Genomic DNA, 19,028 nt, shown 5'->3' on the forward strand with positions numbered 1-19,028 from the left:
CAAATCCGTTAGCAAAGGCTCTGGTCCGGGCTTTTGCTTTAATCTTCGCGGCGATTGCAGATACTTTCCCTTGCACCGAGGCACCCTCGACATGCGCATCCTGGTTATCGAAGATGAACTGAAAACAGCCGAGTACTTGCATCAGGGACTGAGCGAAAGTGGCTATGTGGTCGATTGCGCGGCCAGCGGCGCCGACGGCGTACACCTGGCGCGGCAACACACCTATGACCTGGTGATTCTGGATGTGAACCTACCGCTCATGGACGGGTGGGATGTGCTGCAGCGGATCCGCCAGACCAGCAACACGCGAATCATGATGCTCACCGCCCAAGGCCGCCTGGCCGACAAAATCAAAGGCCTGGAACTGGGCGCCGACGACTACCTGGTCAAGCCTTTCGAGTTTCCCGAACTGCTGGCCAGGGTCCGCACCCTGATGCGCCGCAGCGTCGAGGCGGCAGTGCCGGACGTGCTGCGGGTGGCCGACCTGGAACTGGACCAGGGTCGCCACCGGGCCTTTCGCGGCAACCAGCGCATTGACCTGACCACCAAGGAATTCGCCCTGTTGCACCTGCTGATGCGCCAGAGCGGCGTGGTGCTGTCACGCACGCAAATCATCTCGTTTGTGTGGGACATGAACTTCGATTGCGACACCAACGTGGTCGAGGTCTCGATCCGCCGCCTGCGGGCGAAGATCGACGACCCGTTCGAGCGCAAGTTGATCCACACCTTGCGCGGGGTTGGCTACGTGCTGGAAGACCGCGAATAGCGGTCAGTGCGCGATCGGTTCCGGATGAAAACCCTCGCCTTCGATCTGGATGGTGACGTGGGAAATATCGAATTGTTCGTGCAGTAACTCGGTCACCTGGGCGAGGATCTGCTGCTCGCTGCCCAGCGCCGGCTCCACCACCAGATGGCTGCTGAGCACGTTCTTGCCGCTGGTCAGGGCCCAGATATGCAAGTCATGCACCTCCTTGACCCCAGGCACCGCGCAGATGGCCTGCTCGACCGCGTCGATATCGATGCCGTCCGGCACGCCTTGCAGCAGCACATTCATGCTGGCCTTGAGCAGGGTCCAGGTTCTGGGCACGACCCAGAAGCCAATCACCGCGGCCACCACCGAGTCGACCCAGGCCCAGCCAGTGAGCATGATCACCACGGCCGCAATGATCACGCCGATGGAGCCGAGCATGTCGCTCCAGACCTCCAGGTAGGCACCCTTGACGTTCAGGCTCTCGCCACTGGCCGCGCTGAGCAGGCGCATGGAGATCAGGTTGACGATCAGCCCCAGCACCGCAATCACCAGCATGCCGGTGGACTGGATCTCGGCCGGAGCCTGCAGGCGCAGGTAAGCCTCGTAGAGGATGTAGAACGCCACCCCGAACAGCAGCAACGCGTTGAACGCGGCGGCGAGGATTTCAAAACGCGCATAACCGAAGGTGCGCTTGCGGTCAGCGGCGCGCTTGGCGACCTGGATGGCTACCAGGGAGATGGCCAGGGCCAGGGTGTCGGTCATCATGTGCGCGGCGTCGGACAACAGCGCCAGGCTGCCGGTGACAAAGGCGCCGATCACTTCGGCAATCATGAAACTGCCGGTCAGGCCCAGGGCTAGCCATAACTTGCGTTCGTGGCCGGCGCGTACGGTGGCGTGGCTGTGTCCTGCACTCATGGCGATTCCTCGTGGGGGGATGTGCGCTGATCATAGAGCGATAAGGGGAAACCTTTGGTATGGATTTCACAATTGTCATAACGCTGCCAGCGGGGTGTTAACCACATGGGGGAGCTGGCTTGCCTGGGATAGAGGTACACCCTCAAGCCCCAATGCCAGTCAGTTAAGCGCAGATCCCCTGTGGGAGCGGGCTTGCTCGCGAAGACGTCGGCCCAGCAAACATTGATGTTGACTGACCCACTGCTTTCGCGAGCAAGCCCGCTCCCACAGGGGAATGCGGCGGCTCTAAAACGCCGGGCGCCGGCCAAACCGTAATGCACTGGCCACGCCGACCGCGCCCATCACTACACAGTAAAAAACGCAGATCCACGGGCTGCTGGGCATCAATGCAATCAGCATCAAAGGCGTAGTACTCGCCCACAGCGCGTAGGCAATGTTGTAGGTAAAGGAAATACCCGACACACGAATCTGCGCTGGAAACAGGCTGACCATCACCGATGGCACCGCGCCCACCACTCCGCAGCTCAACCCCGCAATGGCATAGGCCGCGCCCAGCCACACGCCGCCGGCGATCAGGCTGGCGTAGAGCACGGCGATGCCCACCGGCAACAGCAGACTGTAGACCAGGACCGCGCGCCAGGCGCCGATGCGGTCCACCAGCAGGCCGGCCAGTACGCAACCGATGTTCAGGAAGACGATGCCCAGTGCGCTCAGGGCGAAGGTGTGGCTGGGGCTCATGCCGAAGGTTTTCTGCATCATGGTCGGCGTGATCACCACCAGCACCACCACCGCCGAGGTGAGCACACAGGTCAGCAACATGGCCGGCAGCAACGCCTGGCGATGGTCGCGCAACACCGTGCGCAGCGGCAGTTCGGCGTCGGCCTGGCGGCGCGCCTGCATGGCCAAGAACACCGGGGTTTCACTCAGCCAACGCCGCAGCCAGACACCGATCACGCCAAACACCCCACCCAACAGAAACGGGAAGCGCCAGGCGTAATCCAGGATTTGTTCTGCGGTGAACATCTGCGCCAGCAAGGTCGCCGTCAATGCCCCCAGCAGGTAACCGAAGGTCAGCCCGGCTTGCAGGAAACCCAAGGCATAACCGCGGTGGTTGGCCGGCGCGTGTTCGGCGACGAAGACCCAGGCGCTGGGCACTTCACCGCCCACCGCCGCGCCCTGCAAGACCCGCAGCGCCAGTAGGATCAGCGGCGCGAAATAGCCGATCTGTGCGTAGGTCGGCATGATCCCGATCAGCAGGCACGGCAGGGCCATCATCAGAATGCTCAGGCTGAACACGCGCTTGCGCCCCAGGTGATCGGCAAAGTGCGCCATCAGGATCCCGCCCAATGGCCGCGCCAGGTAGCCGGTGACGAAAATCCCGAAGCTTTGCAGCAGGCGCAGCCATTCGGGCATTTCCGGGGGGAAGAACAGCTGGCTCAGGGTCAGGGCGAAAAATACGAAAATGATGAAGTCGTAGATTTCCAGGGCACCGCCCAAGGCGGCCAGGCCCAGGGTCTTGTAGTCGGAGCGGGAAAAACGCTGCGCCTGTGGATAAGTGCTGGCAGTCATGAAAGAAGCTCGGCAGACAGACAAAATGGCGTGCAGGTTATGAGCTGGACCGGATCCTGGCAATCGCCGCGGATATATTGGGTTTACTCATTGATCCATGAAAATAACAACATTCCCAAATAAATGGCCGTGGGCCAAGATGCGGCGATACCTTGCCAAAATAACTACAAGAGGTAATCCCACGTGGCCGATCCTATCGAAGATAGCCGTTATGCCCGCTTCGCCCTGCGTTGCTCGAATTTCGCCGAACGCTGGTTTCCTGACTCCTGGGTGTTTGCCGCCCTCGCCGTGATCATTGTCACCGTGGCGACCCTGGGCATGGGCGCCGCGCCCACCGAAGCAGCCAGGGCCTTCGGCGATGGTTTCTGGAGCCTGATCCCGTTCACCATGCAAATGGCCTTCGTGGTGATTGGCGGCTATGTAGTCGCCAGCTCGCCGCCCGCCGTGAAGTTGATTGACCGCCTGGCGCGCATCCCGAAAAACGGCCGCTCGGCCGTGGCGTGGGTGGCATTGATCTCGATGGTCGCCTCGTTGCTCAACTGGGGCCTGTCCCTGGTGTTCGGCGGGTTGCTGGTGCGAGCCCTGGCCCGGCGCACGGATTTGCGCATGGACTATCGCGCGGCCGGCGCGGCGGCCTATCTAGGCCTGGGCGCCGTGTGGGCGCTGGGGTTGTCGTCATCGGCCGCACAATTGCAGGCCAACCCGGCCAGCCTGCCGCCTTCGATCCTGGCGATCACCGGGACCATTCCCTTCACCGACACCATCTTTTTGTGGCAATCGGGGGTGCTGTTGCTGGCGTTGATCGTGGTGTCGCTGATCATCGCCTACGTCACCGCACCGGGCCCCAACTCGGCCCGTGACGCCAAGGCGTGTGGCGTAGACCCGGCATTCAACCTGCCCAAGCCACAACCGCCAAGCCGTCCGGGAGAATGGCTGGAACACAGCCCGCTGCTGACCATTTTGCTGGCGCTGCTGGCTGCCGGCTGGCTGTTCCATGAGTTCTCGACCAAGCCGGCGATCAGCGCGATCTCGGGGCTCAACACCTATAACTTCCTGTTCATCATGGCCGGCGCCTTGCTGCACTGGCGCCCGCGCAGCTTCCTCGACGCCGTGGCCCGCGCGGTGCCGACCACCACCGGGGTGCTGATCCAGTTCCCGCTGTACGGCTCCATCGCGGCGCTGATGACCGTGGTCAAGGGCGGTGACGGCCAGACCCTGGCCCACCATATCTCGACCTTCTTCACCTCCATCGCCTCCCACGACACCTATGCGCTGCTGATGGGCGTGTATTCGGCGGTGCTGGGGTTCTTTATCCCATCGGGCGGCGGCAAATGGATCATCGAGGCGCCGTACGTGATGCAGGTGGCCAATGACCTGCAATATCACCTGGGCTGGGCCGTGCAGATCTACAACGCCGCCGAGGCCCTGCCGAACCTGATCAACCCGTTCTACATGCTGCCATTACTCGGCGTACTGGGACTCAAGGCACGGGACTTGATTGGTTTCTCGTTTGTGCAACTGCTGGTGCACACGCCGCTGGTGCTGTTTTTACTGTGGGCGCTGGGGACGACCTTGAAGTACATGCCGCCGGTGATGCCTTAGTCATTGGACGTTGCGCCCGTCGTTGTGGCGGGTGCAGCCAGGCCGACATTGAGCGCCTTTTTCCTCGGAGGGAACCCAGCACTACTGTAAAACCACCTACATGGTGTCTTTTAGTAGCACCAGACAATCTTCAACTTAACTAAGAGACCACCACTAAATTATTTAGAGCTATAACTGGAGCGCCCATGAATATCACGCCTACAACTACCATGCCTGCCTCTCAAAACAGTGCTCAAACGGGCAACACCCAAGAAGCCAGCCAACAGCAAAACCCCCAGCTAAAAAAATTCAAACAGTTCAAATCGGCTTTCGGCCAACCGGCGGGAAGAATAGTCTTTGCAGAGTCAAACCCTAACAAAAATCTTTTCAAGCCTGTTGTATCGTTTAAAGGCTGATTTCTGTTAGCCAAGTCTAAAGGCATCAACTTTTTATAGAGGCTGTGAAAGTCATCAAGCATTCCGGCTTCGCAGCCCATATTGAACACTTACAAATGTTGCAACTACCTCGGGTCTAATTGCAATCCCATGGATAACCGAAGCAATGCGTTGCACGTCACGATATATGAGAGGCGGCCAAGCCCTACAAAAAAACCGCATTTGCCGACGCATTTTCCCGGTCAGCCGCTACTGTGTGAGGGTAGGCATTCATCCCGCGCAGACGGGCTTTAGCTGACAAGGAAACACGCATGTTTAAACTGACCAGGCTGTCCTTCACCCTTGTCGCACTTAGTGTGAGCACGGTCGTACAAGCCGATGTCGAACTCGACCTGGGCACTGCGCAACGGGTCAGGCAATTGTTCGCCTACCCCAACAATTGCAGTGTGATCTGCTTTCGGCCGCTGACGTTGGAACAGACAGTTGAACACTACCTGACCCAGAGTTTGCAACGTGATGGCTACAGTCGGGCCAGGGTCAGTGTGAAAACCCAGCAGGATCAGGTGCGCGCGCACTTTACCGGTGTACCCGATGGCTATGGCCAGCCCTTGACCGCGTTGTTGAATACCGCCGACCTGGCCTATGAAGGCGCCAGCCAGTTGAACCGCGATGGCAAATGGCAATTTAGCTGGTACCTGTTCCTGCCGCTGGGCATGGCCCTGGAGAACCGCAAGAGCATCGAGTTGATGCATTTCCCGCCCGACTACTCCCTGACCCATTACCAGGACTACCTGGAGTCGGCCACCACCGACCGTTGGGCCACGTTATTGACCGCCAATGGCATAGCGGCGGCCCAGACCCCGGAATACCAGACCATCATCGATATTGCGCCGATTGCCGCGCCCTCCACGGCTGGCAAGGACCTGGAAGGGGTCTATGGCTACTTCACCGAGTACCAGACCCGGATAGTCCGCGAGTTGAGCCTGCACCCCACAGGCTCATTGCCCATGGTCGCCTTCGGCGCACCGGTACGCAGTTGGATCCAGCAACAGTACGGGCAAACTCTCGGGGTATTGGGCCTGGGGCAGATCAGCCCGGCCGAGGGCAGCTATGTCGCCGTACTGGGGGCCAATCACCCCAGTTACATCTGGTACGCCGCCGACCCGGCCAGCTACGGCGGTGACGAACAGAAAGCCGACGAGGCCGGCTTGAAAGTCATGGGCCAGGACTTGAGCGCCGCCTGCTGGCAGGCTGGAATGGGCCAGCAGCCCGCCAGCGACCCCAATGTGCTGCTCAAGGGTTGCATGAATACCTGGCAGGTGACGCGCAAGGAGCAGACCTGTGAATTGTTCTATACCTCGGTGCGAGAGCTGCCCGCCGAGCAGGCCAAGGAAAAATGTAGCAGCGCGTCGATCAAGGCCCAGCTCAAGCGCCTGAAAAGCCCCATGCCAGAAGCATCTGTGCCGGCGCCGGCCCTGTAGGTTCCTGGCTTTATCAGCATTGTCTTACGCGAAAAAACGCCGATAGCTACTGTCAGATTTGACAGTAGCTATCGGCGTTTTTTTGCGTAAATCTTGGACAGTGCCCATTTGCTGCAAGACCGGCAGTCTAATCAATATCAGGAGGTCGATGCAGCCCGACAAGGAGCCCTATGAAAACCCAAGTCATGGAAGAAGCACCTGCGGCCGCGAGTGACTGTCTGTATCCCTTCGCAACACTGCTGGCGAAAAAAGGTTACCCCTCGCGTCGTGACTTCGAGGTGGTGCGCACCCGCAACGGACGTGGAACCGGGATCAAGGCCAAGGTCGCCTTCGACAGCCGAGTGCGTATCGCCAAGATTTCCGGGCACGCCCTGAGCGAACGGCGCTTGCACACGCTGCAGGTGTCTTCGCGCATCCACTTGTACGACCCATGGTTCAGCGGCTTGCTCCTGCATTCATGCGACCCGAATGTGTTCCTCGATATCAGCGAACTGGAGCTGTGGTCGATCCAGGCGATCCGCCCCGGCGCGCTGCTGACCATGGATTACGCCAGCACCGAGGACGTGCTGTTCCGGCAGTTCCCGTGCCGTTGCGGCGCCGGCAACTGCCGAGGCTGGATCACCGGCATGAAAGAGCCCTTGAACGCCGAGGGCCAACTGTTCATGGAACAGTGGCGCCAGCGCAAACGCTATTAAATGGCCTCGATCGGGCGCAGGCGGTACTGCGGCGGCAGTTGCTCGAACCCGGTGATGGTGGCGTTGAGGCTCTTCCAGCGGCCGTCCTTGATCCCGTAGATGCAACCGTGGATCGACAGGCTCTGCCCACGATGCCAGGCGTTCTGCACAATGCTGGTGTGACCGACATTGGCCACTTGCTGGATGACGTTGAGTTCACACAGGCGATCGACGCGTTCTTCTTCCGTGGGCAACTGGGCCAGTACTTCGCGGTTCTCGTAGTACAGGTCACGGATCGTACGCAGCCAGCCGTCGATCAGGCCGAACTGGCGGTCCTGCATCGAAGCACGCACGCCGCCGCAGCCATAATGGCCGGTGACCAGGATATGTTTGACCTTGAGCACATCCACCGCGTACTGGATCACCGACAGGCAGTTGAGGTCGGTGTGCAGCACCACATTGGCCACGTTGCGGTGCACAAACAGGTCGCCCGGCAGCATGCCGACGATCTCGTTGGCCGGTACCCGGGCGTCCGAACAGCCGATCCACAGGTATTCCGGGGTCTGCTGGCGGGCAAGCTTGGCGAAGAATTCGGGATCTTCCTGTTTGATCGCATCCGCCCAGCGTTCGTTGTTATCAAGCAGGTCTTGTAGTTCGTTCATCAGGAAAGCCTCAGGAATGATGCGCAGTTTTGTGACTGACAACCTCTCGCCCAGGTCACGCCTCACGCAAATTAGCTTGAATCTTTGGGAGGCCGGGCCTGTCCACACACTATAAGCCCCACAGTATGAGGATTGGCCATGACGCAATCACGACGTCCCTACGGCGCCCCGACGCCGGCACCGATTGATGACAACGAAGATCGCATGGGCTCGATGCGCGAGCTGGATTTTGACGAGCAAGAGCCAACGGCGGAAATCGGCGAGGAGATCCCGCGTGGAGAGCGCGAGCACCTGATGCCCGACGAGCGGGAGCGCGAGGCCGGAATGACCGGGGCTTCGACGGCGGATCATGAGCCCACGGATGATGATATGAGCCCCGAAACCCTGATCCATGAAGATGGCGCGCGCGATGCCCGCGAAGAAGGTGAAGGCGAGCAGGCGGATTGGGACCTGAGTATCGTCGATGAGGACGAGATTGGCGGCGGTAATGGGTTGGATGAAGCCGAGTTGGCGGACATTGATCCGGTCGACGGCAACCGCTGACACAGCGCCTGACTTATGGTGAAGCATGGCGGTGTGGGAGCTGGCTTGCCTGCGATAGCGGCGCTGGATTCACCACCGCTATCGCAGGCAAGCCAGCTCCCACATAAGACTGCTCCCACACGGGATCGTGTGTTTTAGTCGACCAGGGTGCAGGCCATGACGACGGCGTCTTCGCGACCACCGACGGCCGGGTAGTAATCGCGGCGACGGCCGATTTCGTTGAAACCGTAGCGCTCATACAGGCGGAATGCCCCGGTATTGCTATCGCGCACTTCCAGGAAGCATTCCCGCGCACTGGCGGCATAGGCCCGGGACATCAGGTGCTCCAGCAGCGCCAGGCCCAGGCCGCGGCCCTGGTTTTCCGGCTTGACGGTGATGTTCAGCAAATGCGCTTCATCGAGGATGATTTGCACCACGCCGTGGCCCACCTGCTGCTCGCCTTCGAACATCAACCAGATCTGGTACTTGCCCAGCCCGTCGAGAAAGATGCCACGGGTCCAGGGATGGCTGAACGCCGCGTATTCGATTTTCAGCACGGCGTCGAGGTCAGCCTCGGTCATCGGGCGGAAGGATAAAGCCTCACTCATCGGTTGTTTTCCAGCGCGCCATCAGCCGGCGCATGGCTTGCCAGACATCAGCCTTACGCTGTGGCTCTTCCATTAATAATTCCAGGCCCGGCAAGGCCCAGACCGAACCCAGTCCTTCGACCTGCAGTTCGCGGTACCAGGCCTCGGCGTTGGCTTCGCCGGCAAATCGCACGGCCGGCAGGCCGATCAGCCACAGGCACACACAGGGTTCATCTTCCAGGCGGGCCGAGACAAAGCCCTGCACGAAGTCACGCGCGGCGTCCGGCCCCTGGTCCATATTGCCGCGCACCAGCAGCGGCCAGCGCACCGGCTCGCCGACGATCTGCGGGCTGTCGGGCAGGCCGGCAGCGCGCAGCATGTCCTTGAGCAGCAGGTAGGCCGGGTCGCGCGCCTGGAAACGTTCGCCGGTGGGCAGTTCGACCAGCAACAGGCAGCGCCCGGCCCGCAGCAATTGCAGGGCAAAACGCGGTGGCGGCACGACCGGGGCCTTGGCCACCGGGGCAGCGTCGGCCACTGCAGCGGGCTTGGGCGCCGCCGAAGGGCGTGGCACTTCGATCTTGACCCGCTCCGATGGCCGCACAGGCACCTCGGCCACAGGCTTTACCAGCGCGACCGGCGGCGCCGCTTCCTCGCCCGAGGCGTCGAATGGCTCGAACGGTTCCAGCGGCTGCAGCAGTTCGGGCCGCGACGGGGCGGCAAAGGGCAATTCGGTGCGCGGCAGCCAGTTGACCACCTGCATGGCGGTCAAGTAAGCGCGACGTCGGGACTCGATAAGCAAGGCGCGACCACTTGTGGATAACTAAAGAGCGCAGATTCTACCGCCCTTCGACGACGATCGCCCACCGTTGATGATTTTCTCTGCATTGCTGACCGCCCATCGCGAACGCGCCCTGACCGGCTGTGGATAAATCCCGCGCCTGATGCAGTACAATCGCTGCTTTTAATTCGCCAACCAGCCGGCCATTCCGATGATCGAACCCAAGCGCGTCTTGCGCGCCCTCGCCGAACACTGGGCCCTGCTTGAGCCACTGTGCGAACACTTCGACCAAGGCACCCTGAGCCTTGGCGAGTTGCGCGTGCAACTGGCCGCCCAACAACTGGACAGCACGCCACAGGACATCACCAGCCTGCTGGACGTGTGGATTCGCCTGGATATCCTGGTGCCTGTCGCCAAGAGCCCGAACCGTTTCGAGCTCAACGCGCAGATCCATGACTTCCTGGCCTATCTTCGCAAGGAGCACCGGCTAGGCCTGTGCCTGGAAATCGAAGCCTACCTGCGCCACCTCGAGCGCCTGGCCGGTTATATCCAGGACGCCTTCGACATCCGCGACGGCCATGACCTGGCCCGCCAATTGCGGCTGCTGGATATGCGCGTGCGCGACGTGCTGAAAAAACTCGCCAATGACGAACAGGCCCTCGCGGCCGTGGCTGACCGCGCCAAGACCAGCGACCGGCAGATCCCGTTGCGCCAGCGCTATGCCGAGGTCCTGGCGACCTGGGACGAGTACGTCGAGCCGATGATCCAACTGGTGAACGCCGACGGTGCCTTCGAGCAAGGCGTGCGCAAGGTTGAGAACGTGCTGCTGCGCATGCTCACCGAACAGCAGCGCCTGGGCCACCTGGTGGATGACGATATGTTGCTGCGCACCCACGCGCGCATCCTCGAAATGCAGACCAGCGCCCAACTGACCCTGCGTCATGCCCGCGAGCTGCTGCTGCCGCTGCGCGAAGAGGCACGCCGGCACAACGCCGTGACCCGTGGCGCGGCGCTGGCCCTCTCGGCGATCCGGCGCAAGGGCCTGGACGCGGTGCCGCAAGCGGCGATGCCGATGTTCACCCGGCCACAAAGTACCTTCCTCGGTAGTGCCAGCCAGGTCGAAGCCTATGTGTATGCCCTGGCGAATTTCGAACCCAAGCCTGCGCGGTTCCCCAAGGCCCACAAATCCCACAAGGGCCAAGCCCAGCGTGCGCCACGCACGGTCAAGGAGATGCTGGAGCGTTGCGAAGACGCGCTGCCGATGCCGGACCTGATGACCTGGCTGCTGGAACAGGAACCGGACGGGGCCACCGACGAGTTGCTGTACTGGTTCTCGCGTTTGTCGCGGGAGAAGCGTTTCAAGCGCGAGCGCCTGGAACGCCGGGATTACCACACTCACGAGCACCAGGTCAGCCTGCGCTCATTCGCCCTGCTCCCGGCCAGCACCGACGTAGCCGAGAATTCTGCGAGCACACCCTATGCATCTTGATCTATCCGAACTGTCCCAGCTGGCGCCGATCTTTCGCGAGCTGTTCAAGGGTTACCACGTCAGCCGCCGCGACCCGGAGCTGTACGCGCAATTGTCGAACTTCCAGGACCAGTACCGCACGCTGTTCAAGGCCCTGGGCTTTGAGCTGGTGTGCGACACCCGTGGCTTCTATTACTTCGTGCCGGACACCGCCGTGGCCGCCGCGCAGGTGAACAAGACCGCGCAGCGCCTGGCGTTGTTCACCTTCATCATCGTCGAGCACCTGGCCGACCAGGGCCGCGACCCGATTGCCGTGCTCGACGGTGGCAGCCTGGGCCGCGATGAGCTGCCCTCGTTGCTGGAGAAGTACCGCGACCTGTTTATCCAGGCCGAAGTACAGACCGTTGAGGAGCTGGAAGAAAAAATCATGCGCCGCATGACCCAGCTCGGCTTTGCCGGTGAAGACAACGGTGTTTACCGCTTCCTGCCACCGATGCACCGTTTCCTCGACGTGTGCCTGTCGGTCCAGGCCGACCGCGACCTGGCGGCCAGCGTCCACAGTGTGCTGCCGTTGCCGGCGCCGGTGATCATCGACGAAGACAGTGATGAAAAGCTGCTGCAGACCGATGACCCGCTGGACTTGAGTGAATTTGAAAGCGAAGAAGATGCCCTCGCCCGTGCCATTGCCGAAGAACAGGAGACCGATGCATGAGCAAGGAACGTTATGGCATTCGCCGCTTCGCCCTATTGAACACCGCCGGCTACAGCCTGGGCCTGTTCCCGCTGGAAGAGCCGCTGTCGGTGTACGGCGCAAACAACCTCGGTAAATCGGCTTCGATCAACGCCTTGCAGTTCCCGATCCTGGCGCGCATGTCGGACATGAGCTTCGGCAAGTACACCCTGGAACAGTCGCGGCGCTTCTACTTCGCCACCGACACCAGCTACATCCTCGTCGAAGTCTCCCTGCCCCACGGCCCGCACGTGATTGGCGTGGTCGGGCGCGGCCCGGGGGGCGGTTTCGGTCACCAGTTCTTTGCCTACGCCGGCAAGCTGGACCTGGCCCACTACCAGAAGAACGACACCTGCCTGCGCCAGAAAGAGCTGTTCACCAACCTTGAGCGCGAGGGCCTGAAGGCCTATGAGCTCAAGCCCGATGAGCTGCGGCGCTTGCTGGTGGGTGGCCATACCTCGATCCCGCTGGACCTGACCCTGATTCCGCTGCGCTCCACCAGCGAGCAGAGCCTGAAGACCTTCCGTGCGCTGTTTATCAACCTGCTGCACATGCGCGAAATCACCGCGGCCAAGCTCAAGCAGTTGTTCCTCGATGCCTTCGAGCACAGCCTGCGCTCGGGCAGTGTGGATTACATTGCGGCGTGTGAAGAAGCGTTCCGCGATGTGCGACGCATGGAGCAGGACTACAACTCACTGGTAGCCGCCGGCCCATTGGTCGAGGCCTTGGCCAATGGCGTGAAACAGCGCGACATCCTGCGCGGCAAACTGCATCGCCTGTCGCCGTTGCTCGATTCGCTGCTGGGCACCTGGTCGGACTACGCCAGTGCGCGCAAGGAAGAGCTGACGATCCAGGCCGAACACTACCGCAACGAGCAGGATGCGCTGCAGAACGATCAGCGCGGCGGCACCCAGGAGCTGATGCGCCTGGAGCGGGAAATCAGCGGCATCCAGCGCTGGCTGGGCGAGTTGTCGGTGCTCAAGCATCGCTTTGCCCTGGTGGATGACGTCAAGGTCCTGGAGCAGCAACTGCTGGCGGCCAAGGATGCCCACGACGAACTGGCCGGCGCCCTGGCGCAATCGCGACAGTTCAGCGCCGAGGACCTGGATGAGCGCCTGCGCGACCTGGAAAAGCGCCTGAAGTCGGTCAAGCAACAACTCGATCACGCCGACAACAACAGCTACGCCAAGCTGCGGGAAGAATTCTCACAGCAGGACGTCGAGCGTCTGATGCGTCTGTTCAACAGCTCGTTGTTCAGCCTGCCGCTGGGCGAGCATGGCATCACCCTGGATGAAGACGGCCAGTGGGTAAAATCCCTGGAGCTGATCCTCGATGGCTTCAAGGGCGAGCGCTTTGAAGTGCCGGGGCTGTCCATCGACATCTCGCACATCGAGCCCCCTGCCTTGCAGGCCCTGGCGGATCGCGCGGCATTGCGCGACCAGAAGGAGCGCCTGGAAAAAGAACTCAAGCAACTCAAGACCCAGCAGGCGGTGGCCTCTGACCGCGCGGCAAGCAAGACCCAGACCGAAGCGCTGTACCAGCAGGTACTCGATGCGCAGAAAGCCCTGGAAGACTACCGTCGCGCCCAGACCCTGAGTGCCGAGGAAGGCGAGAAGCTGGAAAACCTGGCGCAGATGGAAGCCGCCCAGGATGAACTCAAGCGCTCCAGCGATGCGTTTACCGAACGTGTGCAGCAGCTGTCGGCCAAGCTGCAACTGGTCGGCCGCCAGATCGGCGATATGGAAGCCAAGCAGCGCACCCTGGATGACGCCCTGCGCCGTCGCCAGTTGTTGCCGGCCGACTTGCCGTTTGGCACGCCGTTCATGGATCCGGTCGAGGATTCCATGGACAACCTGCTGCCGCTGCTCAATGACTATCAGGACAGCTGGCAGGGGTTGCTGCGCGCCGACGGGCAGATCGACGCGCTGTACGCCCAGGTGCGCCTCAAGGGCGTGGCCAAGTTCGACAGCGAAGACGATATGGAGCGCCGCCTGCACCTGTTGATCAATGCTTACGCGCACCGCACCGACGAAGCCCTGACCCTGGGCAAGGCGCGCCGCGCGGCGGTGACTGATATCGCGCGGACCTTGCGCAATATCCGCAGCGACTACGACAGCCTCGAGCACCAGTTGGCCCTGTTCAACCGCGAGATCAACAAGCGCCAGGTATCCAACCTGCAGAGCTTCCGTATCGTGTTGGCGCCGAATAAGGAAGCGCTCAAGCATATCGACCAGATCATTCACAGTGCCGGTCAGTATGAGGAAGGCGAAACCCTGTCGGTGTTCGACCTCAGCCAAAGCGCCGAGCAGGACAACAAAAACGAAGAGGCCAAGGAATACCTGGCACGCCTGGTGGCCGCCAACCACAACCAGTTGGGGCTCAAGGACCTGTTCGAACTGGCGTTCGAGATTACCAAGGTCAACGGCCAGCCGATCATTCACACCGACATCGATGGCGCTGCGTCCAACGGCACCACCATGACCATCAAGGCGCTGACCAACATGTACTTGTTGCTGCACTTGATGGACCGCGACCAGGCCGGTCGCGTGCGCCTGCCGTACTACCTCGACGAGGCGGCGGATATCGACGAGAAAAACCAGGCAGCATTGCTGGAGACCAGCCTGCAACTGGGCTTTGTGCCGATCCTGGCCAGTGTGAAGCCGCAGGTTTCCGCCCAGGTGGCGATCGACCTGGAAGGCGGCAGCGGGCCGAACGGGATCTACATCGATGAGGCGGACTGGAAGTACATCCGCCGCCATGATGTGGTGAAGGCGACGATCAATGTTCAGGCGGATGAGCCGCAGTTGGATGAGGTCTGATCGGCGCCTAGCAGGGCATTAAAAAGGCCGCGATCTTTTGGATCGCGGCCTTTTTTTTGGCTCCTGGATTTATTTACCCAGGGGAATCTTCGGCGCCCAGATCAGCCACTCGTCTTCAAACTTGTCGAACAACGGGAAGGTCTGCTCGGGCAGTGCCGGGTTGCCCATGCGCTCGCCATCCGGCGTCGCAAAGGCGATGCCGCCCTGGACCAGGGTTTCCAGGGATTCGGTACGCACTGTCGCGCCCTTGAACAGGCCAAAGTCCAGGCCAAAGCCACTGCTGTTCCAGAAACGGCTGCCGCCACGCACCAGCGGGGCGTACTTGGGCTCGATCAGCACATGAATCAGCACACGGTCGGCCGTCTTGCCCAACTCGTAGCCGGTGACCTTGCCCACCGTGACTTCGCGGTAGGTAACCGGCACGCCGACTTTCAACGAGCCGCGGCGGGCCGCGCTGAGGACCAGGCTCAAGCCGGCTTCCTGCACGTTAGCCTCGGGCGGTTGGGCCAGGGCCACGAAGTTCTTTTGTGCCCCGGTGCTTTTCACCGCCGGCAAGACTTCGATGTACTGGCCGGTGACCAGGGTTTCCAGGTTGGCGGTCTTCATCAAGCCCAACTCCGGCTTGACCACCCAGAACTGGCTGCCGGTGCGGGCGATCCGCTCAGGCACTTCGGTGATGCGTGCACTAAGCATCACTGACTGCATGTCGGCGCTCAGGTCGACGCTTTCGATCTTGCCCACGTCCAGGCCTTTGAAGCGAATCGGCGTACCGGGGCGCAGGCCGTCGGCGCGGTCGACCTTGATCGTGATGAGGGTGCCACGCTGGGTGGAAGCTTCGTGATCGGCAAACAGGCGGAAACGCGGGATGCGATTTCTCAGCGGTACGTTTGGCTCTGGGGTCTCAAAGGCGATCCCCCCGGCCATCAGGCTTTGCAGGGATTCGCTTTTGACCTGGATGCCGCCGGTGAGCCCGCCGGTCAGGGTCACGCCACTGGCGTTCCAGAAACGCGTCGAGCCGTTGACCAGGCCTTCGTATTCCTTCTCGATATGCACACCGATCACCAGTTGCTTGCGCTTGCGCGAGAACTGATAGCTCTGGACCGAACCGACCTTGACCTGTTTGTAGAGGATCGGGCTGCCAACCTCCAGGGAGCCGAGGTTTTCTGTGAGCAGGACCAGGTGCAGGCCTGGGGAGCGCAGGTCCAGCGGTGGCGCCTTGGGCCGGGCGACGAACTCACGTTGGGGACTGGCGCCTTTGTCGCCGGGACGGATGGCAATGTAATTGCCCTTGACCAGGGCTTCCAGGCCGGTGATACCGGCCAGGGAGATGGACGGCTTGACTACCCAGAATTGTGTGCCTTCCACCAGGTAATCTTCGGCCAATGGGTCGAGGGTCAGGTCGGCGCTGGCGCTGGACAGGTCGGAGTCGACCTTGAGGGCCTTGAGACTGCCGACCTGGATGCCTTTGTACATCACCGGCGTACGCCCGGCTTGCAGGCCCTCGAAGTCACTGAGCTTGACCTTGATGCGGATGCCCGCGGCGGCGGCGTCGAAGTCTTCGTACAGACGGAACGGCAGGCTTGGGTCGGTGGGCGGGCTGTCCTTGCGGTTTTCCGGCGTGGCGAAGGCAATCCCCCCGGAGACGATGCTGGCCAGGGACTCGCTGCGCACTTTGACCCCGGACAGGTTGGCGTCGATACTGATGCCGCTGGCGTTCCAGAAACGCGTATGTTTGCGCACCAGGTTGGCGTAGGTCGGCTCGATATAGACTTTTATCTCGACGGTGTTTTGATCGGCTGACAGCAGGTAGCTTTTGACCTGGCCAACCTGGATCTGTTTGTAGAAGACCGGGCTGCCACGGTCGAGCGAGCCGAGCCGCTCGGCCTTGACGGTCAGGTGCAGGCCGGGCTTGGCGTCGGACAATGGCGGCTCTTCGGAGAGCGCCTTGAATTTGCGCGTAGGCTCGCCGTCACCTGGGCTGGCGGCGATGTAATTGCCCGAGACCAGGGTTTCGAGGCCGGTGATCCCGGCCAGGCTCACGCTGGGCTTGACCAGCCAGAAGCGCGTATTGGCCTTGAGGTATTGCTCGACATCCTTGTTCATCTCGATGGTGGCAATCACCCCGCGATTGCTGCCCTCGTCATCCAGGGCCAGGGTCTTGACCTTGCCCACGGGCATGCCTTTGTAGACCACTTCGGTCTTGTTGGCCTGGATACCTTCGCCGCTTTCAAAGCGTACCTGGATCTCGATGCCCGTCTGGGTGTAGGCACGCCATCCGAGCCAGCCGCCAATCACCAGGGCGATCAACGGCAGTACCCAAATGGCCGACCAGTTCGAAGCGGGGCGGGTTTTAGCCTTTGGCAAATCAGTCATGGTCGTCGTCCGACTCCGTGTTATCCCAAATCAGTCGGGGATCGAAAGTTACTGCGGCAAACATCGTCAAGATCACCACACTGGCGAACGCCACGGCACCGAGATTGGCCTCGATACTGGCAAGTCGCCCAAAGTTAACGACCGCCACCAGAATGGCGATCACGAAGATATCCAGCATGGACCAGCGACCGATGAATTCGATAAAACGGTACATGATAATGCGTTGTCGGGCGGAAAGCGGCTGGTGACGCTGCACCGAGAATAGCAACAGGGCGATGCCCACCAGCTTGAAGGTCGGCACCAGGATACTGGCAATAAACACCACGGCGGCAATCGGGAACATACCGTGCTGAACCAGTTCGATCACGCCCGCCATGATAGTGCTCGGCGCACCCTGCCCCAGGGAGTTGATCGTCATGATTGGCAACAGGTTAGCCGGAATGTACAGAATTGCCGCAGTAATCAGCAAAGCCCAGGTGCGCATCAGGCTGTTCGGGCGGCGGGCATGGACCAACGCACCGCAACGGGTGCAGGTTTGCTCGTCGGTCTCCGGGTCCTGCCTGTTCAGTTCGTGGCATTCGGTACAGATCAGAATGCCAGCATCAATCGCCCGCATGTTCGTCCTCCCCGGACAATGCCTGCCAGATTTGGTGCGGTGACATGACCACCTCCAGCAGCACCTGAACCATCAACAGGCTGACAAAGCAGGCCAGCCCCAGGCCTACACTGAGGGCGGCCATGTCGGCCAGCTTTACAATCGCCACCAGCACGCCCATCAAGTAGACCTCAAGCATCCCCCAATCGCGCATATGGTGATAAATACGGTAGAGCAACAGGCCGTAGCTGCGGCCTATGTTCCAGCGAATACTCAGCAGCACCGCCAGTTGGCACAGCAGCTTGAGCAACGGGATGCCCATGCTGCACAGGAACACCACCACCGCGACGCCTTGCATCCCGGTATTGAACAGGGCGACTACACCGCTCCAGACCGTGTCTTCAGAAGACTGCCCGAGTAGGTTGAGCTGCATGATGGGTAAAAAGTTCGCCGGGATGTACAGCAATAACGCTGCGATCACCAAGGCCAGGCTGCGCTCGACGACATTGTAGCGGTGGGCGTACATCTCATAACCACAGCGCGGGCATTGGGCCTTTTCACCGTGCGCAAGCTCTGGCTTGCGCATCAGCAAGTCGCACTCGTGGCAGGCAACCAGGTCCTCCAGCGGTAGGTCGGACACCTGGGTGGTATCAACCGGGTCGGACATATAGGGCTCTAAGTCTAAAATGATCAGGCGTCTATTCTAGTGTTCTGGTTGGGAAATAACTGTGCAAATTTGTCGGGATGAACAATGGTGTTATGCCAGCGCCTTTTCGCCCGCCCAAAACAAAACCCCAACTGCTTTCGCAATTGGGGTTTCGGAATTTAATCTTGACGATGACCTACTCTCACATGGGGAAACCCCACACTACCATCGGCGATGCATCGTTTCACTGCTGAGTTCGGGATGGGATCAGGTGGTTCCAATGCTCTATGGTCGTCAAGAAATTCGGGTACTGAGTCGCGGCAAGTGCCTCGCTTCAGCAAATTGGGTATGTGATAGCTTTCGGTGTTTTGTGAGATTCGAACTTTCGGTTCATTTCGTCTTCACACACCGCAATCTGATGCTCTTTCGAGAAACAAATTGCTTGGGTGTTATATGGTCAAGCCTCACGGGCAATTAGTATT

The 19,028-nt window shown here is 60.9% G+C and carries 17 protein-coding genes and 1 rRNA gene; 9 read left to right on the forward strand and 9 right to left on the reverse strand.

All coding sequences use genetic code 11. From position 1 onward, the window contains the following. Positions 1-91: 91 nt before the first annotated feature. Entirely contained in the window at positions 92-766 is a 675-nt protein-coding gene (locus tag HBO19_RS26285; RefSeq protein ID WP_169954813.1) for a heavy metal response regulator transcription factor, read from the forward strand. A gap of 3 nt (positions 767-769) precedes the next feature. Here the strand turns inward: HBO19_RS26285 and HBO19_RS26290 are convergent, their stop codons facing one another. Together HBO19_RS26290 and HBO19_RS26295 are read right to left on the reverse strand one after the other, a co-directional pair. Then, positions 770-1,666, reverse strand: coding sequence for a cation diffusion facilitator family transporter (locus HBO19_RS26290; protein ID WP_169954812.1), 897 nt, complete (start codon positions 1,664-1,666; stop codon positions 770-772). Positions 1,667-1,951: 285 nt separating this feature from the next. After that, on the reverse strand, positions 1,952-3,235 hold the full coding sequence (locus tag HBO19_RS26295) for an MFS transporter (RefSeq protein WP_170058603.1): 1,284 nt from the start codon (positions 3,233-3,235) through the stop codon (positions 1,952-1,954). Between the two features lie 183 nt (positions 3,236-3,418). On the opposite strand from HBO19_RS26295, the gene HBO19_RS26300 reads away from it, so the two are divergent. The 4 genes from HBO19_RS26300 (at position 3,419) to HBO19_RS26315 (ending at position 7,387) form a co-directional block, all read left to right on the forward strand. Further along, the gene (locus HBO19_RS26300) at positions 3,419-4,837 is read left to right on the forward strand and encodes a TIGR00366 family protein (RefSeq protein WP_169954810.1); all 1,419 of its coding nucleotides are present in this window, start codon (positions 3,419-3,421) and stop codon (positions 4,835-4,837) included. A gap of 185 nt (positions 4,838-5,022) precedes the next feature. Continuing rightward, positions 5,023-5,232, forward strand: a complete 210-nt coding sequence (locus HBO19_RS26305) for a hypothetical protein (RefSeq protein ID WP_170058604.1) — start codon at positions 5,023-5,025, stop codon at positions 5,230-5,232. Positions 5,233-5,522: 290 nt separating this feature from the next. Then, positions 5,523-6,692: a hypothetical protein gene (locus HBO19_RS26310; protein ID WP_170058605.1), complete on the forward strand. Its 1,170-nt coding sequence runs from the start codon at positions 5,523-5,525 to the stop codon at positions 6,690-6,692. A gap of 170 nt (positions 6,693-6,862) precedes the next feature. After that, positions 6,863-7,387: an SET domain-containing protein-lysine N-methyltransferase gene (locus HBO19_RS26315; protein WP_169954808.1), complete on the forward strand. Its 525-nt coding sequence runs from the start codon at positions 6,863-6,865 to the stop codon at positions 7,385-7,387. On the opposite strand, the gene can is transcribed toward HBO19_RS26315, so the two are convergent. Then, entirely contained in the window at positions 7,384-8,028 is a 645-nt protein-coding gene (can, locus tag HBO19_RS26320) for a carbonate dehydratase (protein ID WP_169954807.1), read from the reverse strand. The two genes, HBO19_RS26315 and can, sit on opposite strands and share 4 nt — an antisense overlap. Positions 8,029-8,166: 138 nt before the next feature. Between can and HBO19_RS26325 the strand changes: the two genes are divergently transcribed. Further along, a complete protein-coding gene (locus tag HBO19_RS26325; RefSeq protein ID WP_170058606.1) occupies positions 8,167-8,571 on the forward strand; it encodes a serine kinase/phosphatase in 405 nt (134 codons plus the stop codon). A 134-nt stretch (positions 8,572-8,705) separates the two neighbouring features. On the opposite strand, the gene rimI is transcribed toward HBO19_RS26325, so the two are convergent. Next, positions 8,706-9,158 carry a ribosomal protein S18-alanine N-acetyltransferase gene (rimI, locus tag HBO19_RS26330; protein WP_005784514.1) on the reverse strand — a complete coding sequence of 151 codons (453 nt, stop codon included), beginning with the start codon at positions 9,156-9,158 and terminating at the stop codon, positions 8,706-8,708. Next, positions 9,151-9,897: an energy transducer TonB gene (locus HBO19_RS26335; protein WP_169954932.1), complete on the reverse strand. Its 747-nt coding sequence runs from the start codon at positions 9,895-9,897 to the stop codon at positions 9,151-9,153. The genes rimI and HBO19_RS26335 overlap by 8 nt, the downstream gene beginning before the upstream one ends. A gap of 229 nt (positions 9,898-10,126) precedes the next feature. Between HBO19_RS26335 and mksB the strand changes: the two genes are divergently transcribed. The 3 genes from mksB to mksF are packed head-to-tail and all read left to right on the forward strand — an operon-like array spanning position 10,127 to position 14,932. Further along, complete coding sequence (gene mksB, locus HBO19_RS26340; protein WP_170058607.1) at positions 10,127-11,404, forward strand: Mks condensin complex protein MksB; 1,278 nt, start codon at positions 10,127-10,129, stop codon at positions 11,402-11,404. After that, positions 11,394-12,095: an Mks condensin complex protein MksE gene (mksE, locus tag HBO19_RS26345; protein WP_169954804.1), complete on the forward strand. Its 702-nt coding sequence runs from the start codon at positions 11,394-11,396 to the stop codon at positions 12,093-12,095. The genes mksB and mksE overlap by 11 nt, the downstream gene beginning before the upstream one ends. Further along, positions 12,092-14,932, forward strand: coding sequence for an Mks condensin complex protein MksF (gene mksF, locus HBO19_RS26350; RefSeq protein ID WP_170058608.1), 2,841 nt, complete (start codon positions 12,092-12,094; stop codon positions 14,930-14,932). The genes mksE and mksF overlap by 4 nt, the downstream gene beginning before the upstream one ends. A gap of 69 nt (positions 14,933-15,001) precedes the next feature. Here mksF and HBO19_RS26355 read toward each other — a convergent pair whose 3' ends face one another. The 4 genes from HBO19_RS26355 to rrf form a co-directional block, all read right to left on the reverse strand. Then, positions 15,002-17,305 (reverse strand): MlaD family protein, encoded by a 2,304-nt coding sequence (locus HBO19_RS26355; protein WP_170043062.1) that lies wholly within the window; start codon positions 17,303-17,305, stop codon positions 15,002-15,004. Further along, complete coding sequence (locus HBO19_RS26360; RefSeq protein ID WP_169954801.1) at positions 17,298-17,921, reverse strand: paraquat-inducible protein A; 624 nt, start codon at positions 17,919-17,921, stop codon at positions 17,298-17,300. The genes HBO19_RS26355 and HBO19_RS26360 overlap by 8 nt, the downstream gene beginning before the upstream one ends. Continuing rightward, positions 17,908-18,567: a paraquat-inducible protein A gene (locus HBO19_RS26365; protein ID WP_169954800.1), complete on the reverse strand. Its 660-nt coding sequence runs from the start codon at positions 18,565-18,567 to the stop codon at positions 17,908-17,910. Before HBO19_RS26365 ends, HBO19_RS26360 begins: the two co-directional genes overlap by 14 nt. A gap of 162 nt (positions 18,568-18,729) precedes the next feature. Beyond that, positions 18,730-18,845: ribosomal RNA gene (gene rrf, locus HBO19_RS26370) — 5S ribosomal RNA — on the reverse strand. Positions 18,846-19,028 lie beyond the last annotated feature (183 nt).

The sequence above is a fragment of the Pseudomonas sp. WS 5021 genome (assembly GCF_012985535.1).
In the GTDB taxonomy this organism is placed as follows: Bacteria; Pseudomonadota; Gammaproteobacteria; order Pseudomonadales; family Pseudomonadaceae; genus Aquipseudomonas.